This is a genomic window from Archangium gephyra (assembly GCF_042230915.1).
GTDB classification, from domain to species: Bacteria; Myxococcota; Myxococcia; order Myxococcales; family Myxococcaceae; genus Archangium; species Archangium gephyra_B.
Genome location: NZ_CP102578.1, coordinates 10,251,203 through 10,265,953 on the forward strand (window position 1 = coordinate 10,251,203; position 14,751 = coordinate 10,265,953).

The window sequence follows — 14,751 nt, forward strand, 5'->3', positions numbered from 1 at the left end:
GGTCACGTTCGGACACGTTCGTGCGCTGAAGCCCGCTCCCCGCCCGGTCGGGGCGAGCGGAGGTAACGCCTGGACACCGTCACAAACTTCCCGGCGATGCACGCGCGTGTCCCGGCGCGGCTCGTGGTAGGCAACGGCGGCAATGGACCCTGCACAGACAGCTCCCCGAGTCCTCGTCGTCGGCTGTGGCGGAATCGGCGGCGTCATCCTCTCGCGCCTGCTGGAGGCCGGCGGGAAGGCCGCCGCGGTGGCGCGCCGCGAGGAGATCGCCAGCGTGCTCCGGACACGCGGCCTGGTGCTGCGCGACGAGAAGGGCGAGCGCACCGTCCGCGGAGACCTCGAGGTCTTCGTCCAGCCGCCCCGGGAGGGGGCTTACGACTTCATCCTGCTCGCCACTCCCCCGAACGGAGTGGAGGCGGCGGCCCGGGACACGGCCCACCTGCTGGCCCCCCAGGGGGCGATGGTGGTGCTCCAGAACGGCCTGTGTGAGGAGCTGGTGGCCCGGGTGGTGGGCGAGGACAAGGTGCTCGGCGCCATCGTGGCCTGGGGGGCCTCGTCCCCCGAGACGGGCGTCTACGAGCGGACCTCCTCGGGGGGCTTCGCGATTGGCGCGCTCTCCGGCGGGCAGGACCCGAGGCTGCCCCGGCTGGCGGAGGTGCTGGGCGCCGTGAGCCCGGTGGCCTTCACGGAGAACCTGCGTGGTGCGCGGTGGAGCAAGCTGGCGATCAACTGCGCCATCTCCACCCTGGGCACCGTGGGAGGGAGCAGGGTGGGGCCGCTCCTCCGGCACCGCTTCGTCCGGAGGCTCGCGATGGAGGTGTTCACCGAGGTCTTCCAGGTGGCCCGCGCCGAGCACGTGCGGCTGGAGAAGGTGGCCTCCACGGTGGACCTGGAGTGGCTCACGCTGAAGGAGTCCGAGCGGCACGCACGCGGCTCCCTCAGCCTCGTGGGCCGGCACGCGATGCTGCTGGCCATCGGCGCGCGGTACCGGCGGCTGCGCTCCTCCATGCTGGCGGCCATCGAGCGGGGACGCGAGCCGCCCGTGGACTTCCTCAACGGCGAGGTGGTCCAGCGAGGCAAGGTCCACGGCATCGCGGTGCCGGTGAACCAGCACCTGCTCGAGGCCGTCCACGCCATGTCCCGGCGTGAACTGACGCCGGGCGTGGAGACGCTCCGCCGCATCTACGAACAGACACGGCCCCTCCTGAAGGCATCGGCGCCGTAGCCCCCCAGGGGCTCACTCCCACGGGAGAGAGGGGGGGCGCGGGCCGGGACGCATGCGACTCGCGAGGTTCTCGTTGAAGGCGACCTCGTTTCGTTTCATGGTTTCGCTCACCGGCCGATGGACGGCGCGCGCCGATGCGGACCGGGAACGCGATGTGTGAAGTCCCCAAGGGGTGAACAACCATGGCGATGAAGAAGGCCACGAAGAAGGCAGCGGAGAAGATTCGGACGGCGGCCAAGAAGGTGGCCAAGAAGGTGACCAGCAAGATGGCGGCCCGGAAGGCGGCGCCCGCCAAGAAGGCCAAGGCCCAGCCGATTCCGAAGGGCTACCACATCATCACGCCCAGCCTCGTGGTGCGTGGCGCGAAGGAGGCCGTCGAGTTCTACAAGAAGGCCTTCGGCGCGAAGGAAGTGGGCAAGGCGATGACCACGCCGGACGGGAAGATCCTCCACGGGGAGTTCCGCATCGGCGACTCCATCGTGATGTACTCGGAGGAGTTCCCCAACATGGGCTCCCGCTCGCCCCTGAGCGTCGGCGGCACCTCGTCCAGCCTGCTCATCTACACGCGTGACGCGGACGCGGTGTTCAACCAGGCGGTGGCCTCGGGCGCGAAGGTCACGATGCCCATCGGCGACATGTTCTGGGGAGACCGCTACGGCATCGTCACCGATCCCTTCGGCCACCAGTGGCAGATCGCCACCCACAAGGAGGACCTCACCCCGAAGGAGATGGCCCGCCGCGCCGCGGCCGCGATGAGTGGCCCTCCTCCGGAGCAGGCCCCTGCTTCGCCGGCGACGCAGACGCCGACGGCCTGAAGCGCCTCCAGCGGTCTCGAGACCCTCTCTCCCTTCCGGGGGGAGAGGGTTTCTCTCAGGCGGCGGAGACGGGGGCCTCGGCCAGCGCGGGCGTCCCCAGGTACTTGCGGCGCGTTCCCATCACGTAGTCGAAGAGCGGGTACGTCACGCACCAGTTCGCGTTCTGGTCCTTCCCCATGTGGTGGTCGTAGTGCCACGGCAGGTGCTCGCGCGCCCAGTGCTCGTCCAGGTGCGCCCGCCGGTGCACCACGTAGTACAGCACCGTCGAGGCCCAGACCGACGCCACGAACCACGGTGCCCACTTGAGCAGCGGGATGTGGCCCACCACGATGGCCGCCAGCCCCAGCACTTCCTTGCTCTGGGGCGCCCAGCGCCACAGCGGCCCCCGGTACTGCTCGTCCACCATCTCGTGCCGCCGCGAGCGCTGGTGGTGCTCGTGCCAGTGGAAGCCCCAGAAGCTCTTGTGGTTCTTGCCCAGCCCGTGCAGCACGTAACGGTGCAACAGCCACTCTCCGAAATTGGAGTACGCCAGGCCCAGTGGAATACCGATCATCTCGTCTGCTCCTTCGCGGAACTCCCCGGGCCCCCGCGGCGCCCCGCATGAAATGCTGACCACCTGGTCACATAAAGATTGACCATCCAGTCACGGTTTGTGAGGTGTCCGCGAGCATGAGCCCCAGGAAGCCCCCAGAGCGTCCAGCCAGGCAGGGCCCGCCCGCCCCCACGCCCCAGCGCCCCGGCCCCCAGGGCGGCGTCCGGGACACCAACCGCCGCGAGCGGGAGAAGGCCCTGAGCGACGCGGCCCTCCAGCTCTTCGTGGCGCGCGGGCTGGATGGCGTCACCATCGACGACATCACCCAGGCGGCCGGCGTGGCCAAGGGCACCTTCTACCGGTACTTCGAGGACAAGGCGGCGCTGGTGGACTTCCTGCTCGAGCCGGTGCGCCGCGAGCTGCTCCAGGGGCTGGTGGCGTGCGGCGAGGCGCTGGAGGCCGCGCGCGACGTGGAGGCCATGTTCGAGGCCTACCGCGCGGTGGCCGCCGTCATCGCCGGGGCCATCCTCCAGCACCCGGGCGTGGTGCGGCTCTACCTCCAGGAGTGCCGAGGGCCCGCGCTGGGCGCCCGAGTGAAGCTCGTCGAGGTGGCCCGCCTCATCTCCCACCACGCGGTGGACATGACGCGCCGGGCGCATACCCATGGGCTGCTGCGCCCCATCCGCCCCTCCGTCAGCGGGCTGGCCGTGGTGGGGGCCGTGGAGCGCCTGCTGCTCGCCGTCCTCAGCGAGGAGGAGGACGTCGGCAACCCCCTGGAGCTGCCCGACGCCCTCACCACCCTCATCCTCGATGGGCTGCGCCTGCCCCCCGAGGGCCCCCGGCCCGCCCGCCGGAAGTTGGACGGGAGGCCCGGCCGCCCGTAAGGAAGGAGGCTGTGCGGCGGAGACGGGACAGCGGGTTTCCTTGGGTGAAGGTGGCGCTGTGCGCCGTGCTGCCGCTCGTGTTGCTCAACCTCGCCGTGGCCTTCTTCGGCGACACCCACGTCTCCCCCCTCTCCCTGTCCTTCCTCGAGCAGAAGGCCCACGCCGTCGCGGCCTACGCGCGCCACCGCCCCTCCTGCCTGCTGGAAGGCCACCCGGAGCTCGCCCCCCTCATCCGCGACACCGAGCGCCGCCACCGCCTCCCCACCGGCCTGCTGGAGGCCCTCGTGGAGGTGGAGTCCAACACCCAGCCCCACCGCATCTCCCCCGCGGGCGCCATGGGCCCCGGCCAGCTCATGCCCTCCACCGCGAGCCTCCTGCGGGTGGAGGACCCCTTCGACCCAGCGCCCGCCATCGATGGCAGCGCGCGCTACCTCGCCGAGCAGCTCGAGCGCTTCCGGGGCAACGTGCGGCTCGCGGTGGCCGCCTACAACGCCGGGCCCGGCAACGTGAACGGCCGCGTCCCGCGCAACGGGGAGACGGAGTTCTACGTGGACCGCGTCCTCACGCACTACGAGCGCCTCCGGCCCCGCCCTCCTCCCCGGCCCGCCAAGCCCGCTCCCGCCGCCAAGCGGCAGGCCCGGCCCGTGAGCGCCACCCCTCGCCATCCGCCCGTTGACCGACCCTCCGCCGGATGACCGACCTCCTCCGGATGACGGACGCGCGAGCCCCGGAGACCGTGCGATTCCCGCACGCATGAAACGATTCGCCGGCCTCTCGAAGCTCGCCTTCATCACCCTGGGCGTCCTCGCCGTCCTGGTGGCCTCCCTCAGCCTCTTCGGCAACAACATCCGCAAGCTCTTCGGCGCGAGCGCGGAGGCCCTCGGCTCGGCGCAGGTGGCCCACAGCGGCACCCCGGGCAACCCGCACCTCCAGCGCAAGTCGCTGAAGACCTTCGGGGACAACTCCGAGGGGGGCGACTCGTACGCGGCCCCGGCCCCCGTGGCCCCGGCCATGGCGTCGGCACCGCCCACCACGCGGAGGGACGAGCGCGCGGAGCCCGTCTCCACCGGCAACACCCACGCCGCGGAGCGCCCCAACCCCTTCACCCTCACCCGCGAGGACCGCTTCTCCACCTTCGCGGTGGACGTGGACACCGCCTCGTACGCCCTCTTCCGCCGCCAGGTCTCCGAGGGCGGCCTGCCCGCGCGGGACTCCATCCGCGTGGAGGAGTGGGTGAACTACTTCCGCTACCGCTACCCCGCCCCCGAGGAGGGTGACTTCCGCGTGGACCTCGAGGGCGCGCCCTCGCCCTTCACCCCGGGCCGCCACCTGCTCAAGGTGGGCCTGCAGGGCCGCAACATCGCCAAGAGCCAGCGCAAGCCCACCCACCTCGTCTTCCTCGTGGACACCAGCGGCTCCATGTCCCAGCCGGACAAGCTCCCGCTGGCGCAGACGGCCATGAAGCTGATGGTGGATGGCCTCAACGAGGCGGACACCGTGGCGCTCGTCACCTACGCCGGCAGCGTGCGCGACGTGCTGCCCCCGACTCCCGCCAGCGAGCGCGGCACGCTCTTCGCCGCCATCGACTCGCTCACCAGCGGCGGCGGCACCGCCATGGGCGATGGCCTGGAGACCGCCTACCGCCACGCCGCGAAGAAGGCCGGCCCCCAGAGCGTCTCGCGCGTCGTCGTCCTCACCGACGGCGACACCAACCTCGGCCGCAACCTCACCGCCGACGCCATGCTCGCCAGCATCCAGGGCTACGTGCAGGAGGGCGTCACCCTGTCCACCATCGGCCTGGGCATGGGCAACTACCGCGATGACCTGATGGAGCGGCTGGCCAACAAGGGCAACGGCAACTGCTTCTACATCGACAGCGAGCGCGAGGCCCGCCGCGTCTTCCAGGAGCGGCTGGCCGGCACGCTGGAGGTCATCGCCCAGGACGTGAAGGTGCAGGTGGAGTTCGACCCCGCCACCGTGCGCGGCTACCGGCTGCTGGGCTACGAGAACCGCGCCATCGCCGACCGCGACTTCCGCAACGACAAGGTGGACGCGGGTGAGATTGGCGCCGGCCACACCGTCACCGCCCTCTACGAGGTGGAGCTCGCCGGCGAGGGGGCGAACGTGGCCACCGTGCGCGTGCGCGCCAAGCGGCCCGGAGGCGTGGAGGCCGCCGAGCAGCGCTTCTCCCTGGAGCGCGCGGGGCTGCACGGCTCGCTGCGCGAGGCCTCGGCCAACCTGCGCTTCGCCGCCGCCGTGGCCGGCACCGCGGACATCCTCCGGGGCGCGCCCCAGGCCGGGGACTGGAGCCTCGCCACCGCCGAGGCGCTCGCCGAGGGCGCCGTGGACGGCATGAGCGACCGCGCCGAGTTCCTCGAGCTGCTCCAGAAGGTGCGCGTGCGCCACGCCCGGGCCGTGGCCAGCGGCGTCCCCGACTAGCGCGAGCCGTCCAGGCCCCGTCCGGCCTCGGAGTCCACCCAGACCTCCACGTTGGAATGGAGCTGGAGGAACGAGGCCGGCCAGAGCGGGGTGATGGGGCCGCGCACCATGGCCGTCACCGCCGCCGCCTTGTTCACCCCGAACGCCAGCAGGATGACGCGGCGCGCCTGGAGCAGCGCCGTCATGCCCAGCGTGAGCGCCGCCGGGGGCACCTTCCAGACATCGTCCCCGAAGAGCGAGGCCACCGTCTGGCGGGACTCCCGCGACAGGCGCGCCCGGTGGCTCGCCGCCTGGAGGCTGTCTCCCGGCTCGATGAAGGCCACGTGCCCGTTGGGTCCGACGCCCAGCAGCAACAGATCCAACCCTCCCGCCGACGCCAGCTGGAGGTCATAGCGGACGCATTCCCGCTCGGCCCGCTCCGCGCTGCCGTCGAAGAAGTGGATGCGCTCGGGTGCCAGGTTGACGTGCTGGAAGAGGTGCCGCTCCATGTACGCCCGCATGCTGCTCGGGTCGTCCGGCGGCAGGCCGAGGAACTCGTCCAGGTTGAAGGTCGTCACCCGCGAGAAGTCCACCTTCCCGCCCCGGTGCAGCACCACCAGCTCCCGGTACACGTTGAGCGGCGTGCGGCCGGTGGGCAGCCCGAGAACCAGGGAAGGCTTCTCACGCACCGCGGCGGCGACGAGGGCCGCACAGGCGGCGGCGGCTTCCTGCTCGGAGGCGAAGACGCGGACGTTCAAGGCATCGGGCAGCATAACCAAAGCCCACCGGCCGACAAAGCCGCGCGTTACCCGCCCGCCCCCGCTCCAACCGTCGGCCACTTCCCGCTGGCCGGACGCCACCGTTGCTGGCGAGCGGTTTGCGCCAACTTCGCGCATGAATCGCGCGCGAGGTGCGTTAGAAGGCTACCTCATGAAAGTCGCCGTCCTTACAGGCGGGGGTGATTGCCCCGGCCTCAACGCGGTCATCCGCGCCGTCGTCCGCCGGGCCAGCGCCCATGGCTTCGAGATGATGGGTCTGCGCGACGGGTGGAAGGGTCTCCTCGAGGACAACCACTTCCGCCTCACGCGCGAAACCACCTCCGGCATCCTCCATCGGGGAGGCACCATCCTGGGCACCTCCCGCGTCAACCCCTTCAAGGTCGAGAACGGCCTGGAGAAGGTCAAGCGCGCCATCGAGCGCAATGACATCCACGCCGTCATCGCCATCGGCGGTGAGGGCACGCTCTCGGCCGCCACGCGCATGGCCAAGGAAGGCCTGCGCATCGTCGGCGTGCCCAAGACGATCGACAACGATCTCAACGGCACGGACTTCACCTTCGGCTTCGACACGGCGGTGACCATCGCCACCGAGGCCATTGACCGGCTGCACTCCACCGCCGAGTCGCACAAGCGCGTCATCGTGTGCGAGGTGATGGGCCGGCACGTGGGGTGGATCGCCACCTACGCGGGCATGGCCGGCGGCGCGGACGTGATTCTGGTTCCCGAGGTCCCCGCGGACCTGGTGCGGGTGGCCGAGCACATCAAGCACCGGCACTCCACCGGGCGCTCCTTCTCCATCGTGGTGGTGGCCGAGGGCACGCGCATCAAGGCGGGCGAGGACCAGCAGGAGCACCTGGTCACCTCGGGCGCGCTGGACGAGGCCGGCCGGCCCCGGCTCGGTGGCGTCGGAGCCATCGTGGCCAATGAGATCGAACGGCGCACGGGCTACGAGACACGCGTGTCGGTGCTGGGCCACATCCAGCGCGGCGGCGCCCCCACGGCGCATGACCGTGTGCTGGCCACGCGCTTCGGCGTGCACGCGTGCGACATGGTGGCCCGGGGTGAGTTCGGCAAGATGGCCGCGCTCCGGGGCAATGAGATCGTCAGCGTGGACCTGTCGGAGGCCACCCGGGAGCTCAAGAAGGTGCCCCAGGAGTTCTTCGAGGTCGCCCAGGTCTTCTTCGGTTAGGCCGGGGCGGGGGTAGAGTGTCCCCTGCCATGGACCTTTACGCGGAGATGGCGGCCCTCATCGCCGAGGGCCGTCCGTTCGTACTGGCCACCGTCATCGAGAGCGCCGGCAGCACGCCGCAGAAGCCGGGCTCGAAGATGGTGGTGCTCGGGGACGGAGGCCTGCGGGGCACCGTGGGCGGTGGCGCCATCGAGCATCAAATCATCCAGGCCGCGCGGGCCCTGCTGGAGTCCTCCGAGCGCACGCGCGTCATCGAGACGCACCTCACGCACGAGCTGGGCATGTGCTGTGGAGGGCGGATGAAGGTGTTCCTGGAGAAGCACGGGGCCCCGCCGCGGCTCACGGTGTTCGGCGCGGGGCACGTGGCGCGCGAGCTGGCCCTGCTGGCGCACCGGGTGGGCTTCCGCGTGACGGTGGTGGACGCCCGGCCCGAGTGGGCCACCCCCGAGCGCTTCCCCGGCCTCGAGCTGGTGCTGAAGGACCCCGCGGACTACGCGCGGACGTTGAGCGGAGGCAGCGAGCACTGCTTCTGCATCACGACGCACGACCACCCGCTGGACCAGGCGGTGGTGGAGGCGCTGCTGGACAAGCCCTCGGCGTACCTGGGCGTGATTGGGAGCCGGCGCAAGGCCGAGCGCTTCCGGATGCGGCTGCGCGCCGCGGGCTTCTCCGATGAGGCCGTGGCCCGGCTGCGCTCGCCCATGGGCGTGGACATCGGCGCGCTGACACCGGAGGAGATCGCCGTCTCCATCGTGGGGGAGCTCATCCGGGTGCGGCGCCTGGGGGCCTCGGCGGAGTAAGGAGGGGGGCATGACGCTGAAGGTGATGACGCTCAACGTCCTCTTCGGAGGGCAGGACCGCTTCGAGGCCCTCCTCGCCCTGGTGGCGCGGGAGCGGCCGGACCTGCTGGTGCTGCAGGAGTGCCTGGGCTGGGACGACGGCGCGCGCCTGCGCCAGGTCGCCGCCACGCTGGGCCCCGAGGGCGCCATCCACGCCCACCTGGGCGCCGCCCGCCCGCGAGGCAGCGGCAACTGCTACCACGTGTCCGTCCTCAGCCGCATGCCCATGCGCGCCCTCCGCGTGCACAACAACCCGCACTTCATCGGGCACGCCCTGGTGCAGTGCGAGCTCGACACCGCCGAGGGCCCGCTGACCTTCTTCGGGACGCACTACGACGCGCACTACGAGACGCTGCGCTTCGTCGAGGCCCGCTACCTGCGCTCGCTGCTGGACCCCGAGACCTTCCGCGAGGGCCTCTACCTGCTGGCGGGAGATCTCAACTCCCTGTCGCGCAAGGACCCCTACCCCGTGGACCTCGCCGACAAGCTGCGCATGGCGGGCGTGGACAAGTACGGCCACCCGCCCCGCTTCGACGTCATCGACGACGTGGAGGCCTTCGGCTGGGTGGACACGCTGCGCCACCGGCCCGCTTCGCCCGCCTGGGTGACCGCGCGCCGCGTCCGCAACGGCGTGACGATCGACTATCGGACGGACTACATCTACGCCTCGCCCCGCATGGCCGAGCGCCTCATCAGCGCCGAGGTCATCGACGTGGGCGAGGCCACCGACCACAACGCGGTGGTGGCGACCTTCCGCTGACCTCCGTCCAGGAGCGCACAGCGGCATGTCCCGGCGGCCCCCTTGCGCGGGCACTCGCCTGCCGCCCGGGCTTGCCAGGGCCATGGAGAGTCCCAACCCTCCTGAATGGAGGGGCTGGCCGTGATTTCAAACTTCCGAGCACCGGGCGTCGTCCTGCTCCTGCTTGCGCTGGGCACGGGCTGCCTCGAGCTGCCGTCCCTCTCCTCCGAGGAAGTGCCCACGGGGGAGGAGCCCGCGGGAGACGAGGCACTGCCCACTCCCTTGCCAGAGGCCGTGCAGCCTCCCCAGGAGGAGCTGGAGCCCGCCCCCAAGGCCGTGGCCCTTGATGACTTCGGGACGCGCCACCTCTACCCCTCCGCGCCGGATGGCCGGACGTGGGCCGCCCGGTGGAACGAGCACCCCCGCACGCTGAAGGTGGGGCAGGTGGATCCGTATGACCCCGAGTTCCAGCTGCGCGGCTCGGGGCACACGCTGGAGATCGCTGGCGACGGCACGGCCCGGAGCTCGGGCTGGATCATCCGCTTCTACATCGGCAGGCCGGACAAGCAGTGGCTCAACACCGAGGTGACGCTGTACGCGATGCGCGTGTCCGAGCTGGAGCGCGACTCCGGCTCGTCCGGCTTCGAGTTCCAGACGCGCACCTCGGACGGCCACCTGGAGGGCTCACAGCGCAACGCGGCGGGCCTGGACCGGCAATGCGACGGGCACGCCTATTCGTACTCGCTGCGCTTCGATGGGCGGGCGGTGCTCCAGAAGGAGCTCAAGCACCCCATGTATACGTCCCAGGTGACGACGTCCCTCTGGGACGGCCGCCCCCTGCCGCGCGACAAGTGGGTGGGCATCAAGGTCATCACCTATGACCTGCCCGGGGGCCAGGTGCAGCAGGAGCTGTGGCTGGATCTCACCGATGGCGAGAACGGGGGCACGTGGCAGAAGGTGCACGAGCACCTCGACGCGGGCGGCTGGGGCATCTCGCCGCAGGTGGCCGCCACCTGCCGGATCTCCGCGGATCAGCGCCTCACCCGCCCCGAGCCCCTCATCATCCTGCGCAACCACGGCATCCGCGAGCAGCGCTACAAGAAGGCCACCATCCGGGAGATCCAACCACCCGTCCCGTGAGCGCGGGCTGCATGGAAGATGACACGGTGCATCCCTTCCCGAGGTGCCCGCGGGCCGGCCCCTGCTACAACCCCGGCCCCCGCGTCACGTCCGGCGCGGCAGGCCTGGAGGAGAACATGGTGGTCCTCACGGATGAGGGCTCTCGCGCGGAAATCGTCCCCGAGCGCGGGGCGCTCGTCAGCCGCTTCATCGTCGAGGGCGAGCCCATCCTCTTCCTCGACGAGAGCACCCTGGCGGACCCCACCAAGAACGTGCGCGGAGGCATCCCCGTGCTCTTCCCCGCCCCCGGCGTCCTCCCCGGCGGCAAGTACACGGCCGATGGCCGCGAGTACCCCATGCGCCGCCATGGCTTCGCCCGCGACCTGCCCTGGGAGGTGCGCACCCAGGAGACTTCACGCGTGGTGCTCGCGCTCGGACACTCGGAGCAGACGCTGCGCGAGTTTCCCTGGCGCTTCGAGGCGCTCCTGTCCGTGACGCTCCTGGGCTCCGCGCTCCACCTGTCCTTCAGCGCCGAGAACCGCGACTCGCGGCCCATGCCCCTGCACCTCGGCTACCACCCCTACTTCCACGTCCCCCAGGCCAACAAGGCCGCCGCCAGCGTCGAGACCGATGCCTCGCGCGCCTGGGACAACCGGAAGGGTGCCCATGTCGCCCTCACCGGCCTGGAGCTCACCGGGCCCGAGGTGGACATGCACCTGCTCGACCACTCGATGCACGGCACCACGCTGGAGCGCGGGCCCGGCCTGCGTCCGGTGGAGCTCGCCTGGAGCCCCTCCTTCACCACCCTGGTGGTGTGGACGCTCGAGGGCCGTGACTTCGTCTGCGTGGAGCCCTGGACCGCCCCCGGTGGCGCCCTCCAAACCCACCAGGGGCTGCTCACCGTCGCGCCCGGAGACACCTTCGCCTCCGAGTTCGAGATCAGCGTCGAGCCAATGGCCCGCTTCGTCCGCTAAAAGGAGGCCATGTCCTTCCTTTCCCACCTGGAGTGCTCCCGCTGCCGCAAGACGCATGACGCGGACCGGGTCCAGAACCTGTGCGACTGCGGCGGCCCGCTGCTCGTGCGCTATGACCTGAAGGCCGTCGCCCGGGCCGTGCGCCCCGCCGACCTCGCCGGCCGCGTCTCCTCGCTATGGCGCTACCGCGAGGTGCTCCCCGTCCGCGATGACAAGAACATCGTCACGCTCGGCGAGGGCATGACGCCCCTCTTTCCGCTGCCGCGCCTGGGCGCCGAGATCGGCCTGCCCGACCTGTGGTTGAAGGACGAGGGGCTCAATCCCACCGCCTCCTTCAAGGCGCGCGGCGCCGCCACCGGTGTCAGCCGCGCCCTCGAGCTGGGCATCAAGGCGCTCGCCATGCCCACCAACGGCAATGCCGGTGGCGCCTGGGCCAGCTACGGCGCCCGCGCCGGCATGTCCGTCACCCTCGTCATGCCCACCGACGCCCCCGCCATGAGCGTCCTCGAGGCCACCGCCGTCGGCGCCAACGCATACATGGTCCGCGGGCAGATTACCGATGCCGGCGCCATCGTCGGCCGCTCGGCCAAGGCCCATGGCTGGTTCGAGGCCGCCACCCTCAAGGAGCCCTACCGCATCGAGGGCAAGAAGACGATGGGCTACGAGATCGCCGAGCAGCTCGGCTGGAGCCTGCCCGACGTCATCCTGTACCCCACCGGCGGCGGCGTGGGCATCATCGGCATCTACAAGGCCCTGCTGGAGATGCGCGAGATGGGCTGGCTGCCCGAGAACGTCCGCTTCCCCAAGCTCGTCGCCGTCCAGGCCGAGGGCTGCCAGCCCATCGTGAAGGCCTTCCGCGAGGGCAAGGACGTCTCCGAGAAGTGGGAGAACGCGTCCACCGTCGCCCAGGGGATTCGCGTGCCCAAGGCTCTTGGCGACTTCCTCGTGCTCCAGGCCGTGCGCGAGACCGGCGGCACCTGCGTCGCTGTGTCTGACGCGGACACCCTGTGGGGCCTGGAGCGCATCAGCCGCCAGGAGGGCGCGTTCATCTGCCCCGAGGGCGCCGCGCTCGTGGGGGCAGCGAGGATGCTGCTGCGCGATGGGTGGCTCAACGCCGGTCAGCGCGTGCTGCTGCTCAATACCGGCGCCGGGATCAAATACCCGGATGTCATGAGCCCCAAGCTGCCCGTGCTCGAGTTGAACGCCACGCTTTGATTCGCGGTGTGGGCCACGGATTCAACCTGGGATCCGTGGCACCCTCACCCCGTCCCTCTCCCGAAGGGAGAGGGGTTATTTGGACTCCGGGGCCGCGGCCTCGGTGTCCTTCGTGAACGGCACGTCCAGCACCGGAAGCTTCGTCGCTCCCGGCAGGTCGTAGTGCCACCACTCCATCGGGTTCCTCTTGAAGCCCGCCCCCTCCATCGCCACCCGGAGGATCTCCCGGTGCTTGCGCGACGCCTCCGTCCCTCCCTTGTACGAGTGGTGTGCCTTCGGCTCGAACGAGTCGAACTCCGTCGGCATCTCCACTTCCGTCCCGTCCATCGTCGTCAGCGTCAGGTCCACCGCTGCCCCACGGTTGTGGTTGCCCCCCTTCTTCGGGTTCGCCACGTAGCCGGGCTTCGGGAGGATCTTCCACATCTGCCACTGCACCGCGATCGGCCGGTAGCAGTCGTACACCTTCAGCCGGTAGCCCTGCGCACGCAGCGTCTCCGCCGCCTTCGCCAGCCGCTCAGCCGCATCGGAGCGCAACATGCAGCGCGCCCCGTCCGGGTACACCTTCTGCTTCAGGAAGTTGTCCGGCGTGGCGTACTTCATGTCCACCACCAGGTCCTTCACCACCTCGGTGGCGTCCACCACCGGCGCGCTCCCCGCCGCCAGCCACAGCCCCATCGCCACGCTTGCCACTCCCGCCATCTCAGGCTCCCTTCACATAGGCCGTGGGGTCCGCGACCCCCGCCTGCTCGAATCCCCGGCGCCGCAGCACGCAGCTGTCGCACCGCCCGCACGCCCTCCCCTCCGGGTCCGGGTCGTAGCACGAGTGCGTCATCGAATAGTCCACGCCCAGCTTCACCCCCGCCCGGATGATGTCCGCCTTCGTCATCCCCGACAGCGGAGCCCTCACCTCGAAGCGCGTCCCCTCCACTCCCGCCTTCGTCGCCAGCGTCGCCATCTGCTCGAACGCCCGGATGAACTCGGGCCGACAGTCTGGATAGCCGCTGTAGTCCACCGCGTTCACGCCAATGTAGATGACGCTCGCCTCCACCACCTCCGCCAGCCCCAGCGCCAGCGAGAGAAAGAGCGCGTTGCGCGCCGGCACGTAGGTGATGGGAATGCCGTGCGACAGCTCGCCCTCGGGCCGGTCCTTGGGCACCTCGATGTCCGCCGTCAGCGCCGAGCCGCCCACCTGCCGCAGGTCCACCGTCACCAGCCGGAAGTCCTTCACCCCCATGGCCTGCGTCACCCGGCGCGCCCGATCCAGCTCCACCGCGTGCCGCTGCCCGTAGGACACCGCCAGGCACACCGGCTCGAAGCCGTCCGCCTTCGCCATCGCCAGCACCGTCGTCGAGTCCAGCCCGCCCGACAGCAGCACCACCGCCTTCTTGCTATTGCCCGCCATTGAAGCGCCGCTTCCCTTCCAGGCCGTACACCGCCGTGCACGACACCGTGCACTTGCACTGCGTGCTCTTCCCCGGGAGGAAGGTCACCCGCAGCTCACCACAAGCCCTCTCCGCGTCATAGCCATTCGCCGTGGGGCCCGGCACCGAGCCATCCGGCAGCCCCGCGTCCGGCATGTTGTTGCACCGGCTGCCAATGGCCCGGTCCTGGCTGTCGCTCAGCACCACCACCGACATCGTCTCGTCGATCTCCGCACCCTCGCAGCCCTCGCCACAGCTCGCGAGCTGGGCCGCCGCCCGGTGCGTCGTCACGTAGCGCTGCACCGGCGCATCGAAGGTGGCCTTGCGCGAGAAGCCCTCGATGGTGAACCACACCCCACCATCCGTGCTGTCCCGCGAGAAGGTGCCCGCGAAGTCGAAGCCTCCGTCCACCAGCCGGTTGAAGTCCCCACCGTCCGCCTTGCAGTCCGTCCTCGGCCAGTTGGCCTGGGCATGGAAGTCGAACGTGCCGATGGTCAGGTCCCCCGGGTACACCGTCTCGGATACGCACGCGACGGCGATGGCGAGCACAGGGAGCGACACGAGCAGCAGTCGTCTTGAGGCGGGCATAGAGTCTCGAAAGG

Annotated in this window: 16 protein-coding genes; 11 read left to right on the forward strand and 5 right to left on the reverse strand. The window is 70.7% G+C overall.

Annotated elements, in window-relative coordinates:
* Positions 1-142: 142 nt before the first annotated feature.
* Positions 143-1,225, forward strand: coding sequence for a ketopantoate reductase family protein (locus NR798_RS40380; protein WP_375767912.1), 1,083 nt, complete (start codon positions 143-145; stop codon positions 1,223-1,225).
* Positions 1,226-1,407: 182 nt separating this feature from the next.
* The gene (locus NR798_RS40385; RefSeq protein ID WP_375767913.1) at positions 1,408-2,040 is read left to right on the forward strand and encodes a VOC family protein; all 633 of its coding nucleotides are present in this window, start codon (positions 1,408-1,410) and stop codon (positions 2,038-2,040) included.
* 55 nt (positions 2,041-2,095) lie between these two features.
* Here NR798_RS40385 and NR798_RS40390 read toward each other — a convergent pair whose 3' ends face one another.
* The gene (locus NR798_RS40390) at positions 2,096-2,593 is read right to left on the reverse strand and encodes a hypothetical protein (RefSeq protein WP_375767914.1); all 498 of its coding nucleotides are present in this window, start codon (positions 2,591-2,593) and stop codon (positions 2,096-2,098) included.
* Between the two features lie 116 nt (positions 2,594-2,709).
* Between NR798_RS40390 and NR798_RS40395 the strand changes: the two genes are divergently transcribed.
* The 3 genes from NR798_RS40395 to NR798_RS40405 are packed head-to-tail and all read left to right on the forward strand — an operon-like array spanning position 2,710 to position 5,895.
* Positions 2,710-3,456: a TetR/AcrR family transcriptional regulator gene (locus NR798_RS40395; protein ID WP_375767915.1), complete on the forward strand. Its 747-nt coding sequence runs from the start codon at positions 2,710-2,712 to the stop codon at positions 3,454-3,456.
* 44 nt (positions 3,457-3,500) lie between these two features.
* Positions 3,501-4,151, forward strand: coding sequence for a lytic transglycosylase domain-containing protein (locus NR798_RS40400; RefSeq protein ID WP_375767916.1), 651 nt, complete (start codon positions 3,501-3,503; stop codon positions 4,149-4,151).
* A 58-nt stretch (positions 4,152-4,209) separates the two neighbouring features.
* Complete coding sequence (locus NR798_RS40405; protein ID WP_375767917.1) at positions 4,210-5,895, forward strand: von Willebrand factor type A domain-containing protein; 1,686 nt, start codon at positions 4,210-4,212, stop codon at positions 5,893-5,895.
* Here the strand turns inward: NR798_RS40405 and nagB are convergent.
* Positions 5,892-6,632, reverse strand: a complete 741-nt coding sequence (gene nagB, locus NR798_RS40410) for a glucosamine-6-phosphate deaminase (RefSeq protein WP_375773901.1) — start codon at positions 6,630-6,632, stop codon at positions 5,892-5,894. The genes NR798_RS40405 and nagB overlap by 4 nt on opposite strands.
* A 172-nt stretch (positions 6,633-6,804) precedes the next feature.
* Between nagB and NR798_RS40415 the strand changes: the two genes are divergently transcribed.
* The 6 genes from NR798_RS40415 to NR798_RS40440 all read left to right on the forward strand — a co-directional run bounded on the left by NR798_RS40415 (position 6,805) and on the right by NR798_RS40440 (position 12,728).
* Positions 6,805-7,842 (forward strand): 6-phosphofructokinase, encoded by a 1,038-nt coding sequence (locus tag NR798_RS40415; protein ID WP_375767918.1) that lies wholly within the window; start codon positions 6,805-6,807, stop codon positions 7,840-7,842.
* Between the two features lie 29 nt (positions 7,843-7,871).
* On the forward strand, positions 7,872-8,642 hold the full coding sequence (xdhC, locus tag NR798_RS40420; protein WP_375767919.1) for a xanthine dehydrogenase accessory protein XdhC: 771 nt from the start codon (positions 7,872-7,874) through the stop codon (positions 8,640-8,642).
* A 10-nt stretch (positions 8,643-8,652) separates the two neighbouring features.
* Positions 8,653-9,441: an endonuclease/exonuclease/phosphatase family protein gene (locus NR798_RS40425; RefSeq protein ID WP_375767920.1), complete on the forward strand. Its 789-nt coding sequence runs from the start codon at positions 8,653-8,655 to the stop codon at positions 9,439-9,441.
* Between the two features lie 120 nt (positions 9,442-9,561).
* The gene (locus NR798_RS40430) at positions 9,562-10,560 is read left to right on the forward strand and encodes a hypothetical protein (RefSeq protein ID WP_375767921.1); all 999 of its coding nucleotides are present in this window, start codon (positions 9,562-9,564) and stop codon (positions 10,558-10,560) included.
* Positions 10,561-10,676: 116 nt separating this feature from the next.
* Positions 10,677-11,513, forward strand: a complete 837-nt coding sequence (locus tag NR798_RS40435; protein WP_375767922.1) for an aldose epimerase — start codon at positions 10,677-10,679, stop codon at positions 11,511-11,513.
* 9 nt (positions 11,514-11,522) lie between these two features.
* Positions 11,523-12,728 carry a threonine synthase gene (locus NR798_RS40440; protein WP_375767923.1) on the forward strand — a complete coding sequence of 402 codons (1,206 nt, stop codon included), beginning with the start codon at positions 11,523-11,525 and terminating at the stop codon, positions 12,726-12,728.
* Between the two features lie 75 nt (positions 12,729-12,803).
* Here NR798_RS40440 and ddpX read toward each other — a convergent pair whose 3' ends face one another.
* The 3 genes from ddpX to NR798_RS40455 are packed head-to-tail and all read right to left on the reverse strand — an operon-like array spanning position 12,804 to position 14,737.
* Entirely contained in the window at positions 12,804-13,427 is a 624-nt protein-coding gene (gene ddpX / locus NR798_RS40445) for a D-alanyl-D-alanine dipeptidase (RefSeq protein WP_375767924.1), read from the reverse strand.
* A 1-nt stretch (position 13,428) separates the two neighbouring features.
* On the reverse strand, positions 13,429-14,130 hold the full coding sequence (gene queC, locus NR798_RS40450; RefSeq protein WP_375767925.1) for a 7-cyano-7-deazaguanine synthase QueC: 702 nt from the start codon (positions 14,128-14,130) through the stop codon (positions 13,429-13,431).
* Entirely contained in the window at positions 14,117-14,737 is a 621-nt protein-coding gene (locus tag NR798_RS40455; protein ID WP_375767926.1) for a hypothetical protein, read from the reverse strand. Before NR798_RS40455 ends, queC begins: the two co-directional genes overlap by 14 nt.
* Positions 14,738-14,751: the final 14 nt, after the last annotated feature.

Coding starts and splice junctions, on each gene's coding strand:
- NR798_RS40380 (WP_375767912.1), top strand. CDS start 143: ATGGACCCTGCACAGACAGCTCCCCGAGTCCTCGTCGTCGGCTGTGGC.
- NR798_RS40385 (WP_375767913.1), top strand. CDS start 1,408: ATGGCGATGAAGAAGGCCACGAAGAAGGCAGCGGAGAAGATTCGGACG.
- NR798_RS40390 (WP_375767914.1), bottom strand. CDS start 2,593: ATGATCGGTATTCCACTGGGCCTGGCGTACTCCAATTTCGGAGAGTGG.
- NR798_RS40395 (WP_375767915.1), top strand. CDS start 2,710: ATGAGCCCCAGGAAGCCCCCAGAGCGTCCAGCCAGGCAGGGCCCGCCC.
- NR798_RS40405 (WP_375767917.1), top strand. CDS start 4,210: ATGAAACGATTCGCCGGCCTCTCGAAGCTCGCCTTCATCACCCTGGGC.
- NR798_RS40415 (WP_375767918.1), top strand. CDS start 6,805: ATGAAAGTCGCCGTCCTTACAGGCGGGGGTGATTGCCCCGGCCTCAAC.
- xdhC (WP_375767919.1), top strand. CDS start 7,872: ATGGACCTTTACGCGGAGATGGCGGCCCTCATCGCCGAGGGCCGTCCG.
- NR798_RS40425 (WP_375767920.1), top strand. CDS start 8,653: ATGACGCTGAAGGTGATGACGCTCAACGTCCTCTTCGGAGGGCAGGAC.
- NR798_RS40435 (WP_375767922.1), top strand. CDS start 10,677: ATGGTGGTCCTCACGGATGAGGGCTCTCGCGCGGAAATCGTCCCCGAG.
- NR798_RS40440 (WP_375767923.1), top strand. CDS start 11,523: ATGTCCTTCCTTTCCCACCTGGAGTGCTCCCGCTGCCGCAAGACGCAT.
- ddpX (WP_375767924.1), bottom strand. CDS start 13,427: ATGGCGGGAGTGGCAAGCGTGGCGATGGGGCTGTGGCTGGCGGCGGGG.
- queC (WP_375767925.1), bottom strand. CDS start 14,130: ATGGCGGGCAATAGCAAGAAGGCGGTGGTGCTGCTGTCGGGCGGGCTG.
- NR798_RS40455 (WP_375767926.1), bottom strand. CDS start 14,737: ATGCCCGCCTCAAGACGACTGCTGCTCGTGTCGCTCCCTGTGCTCGCC.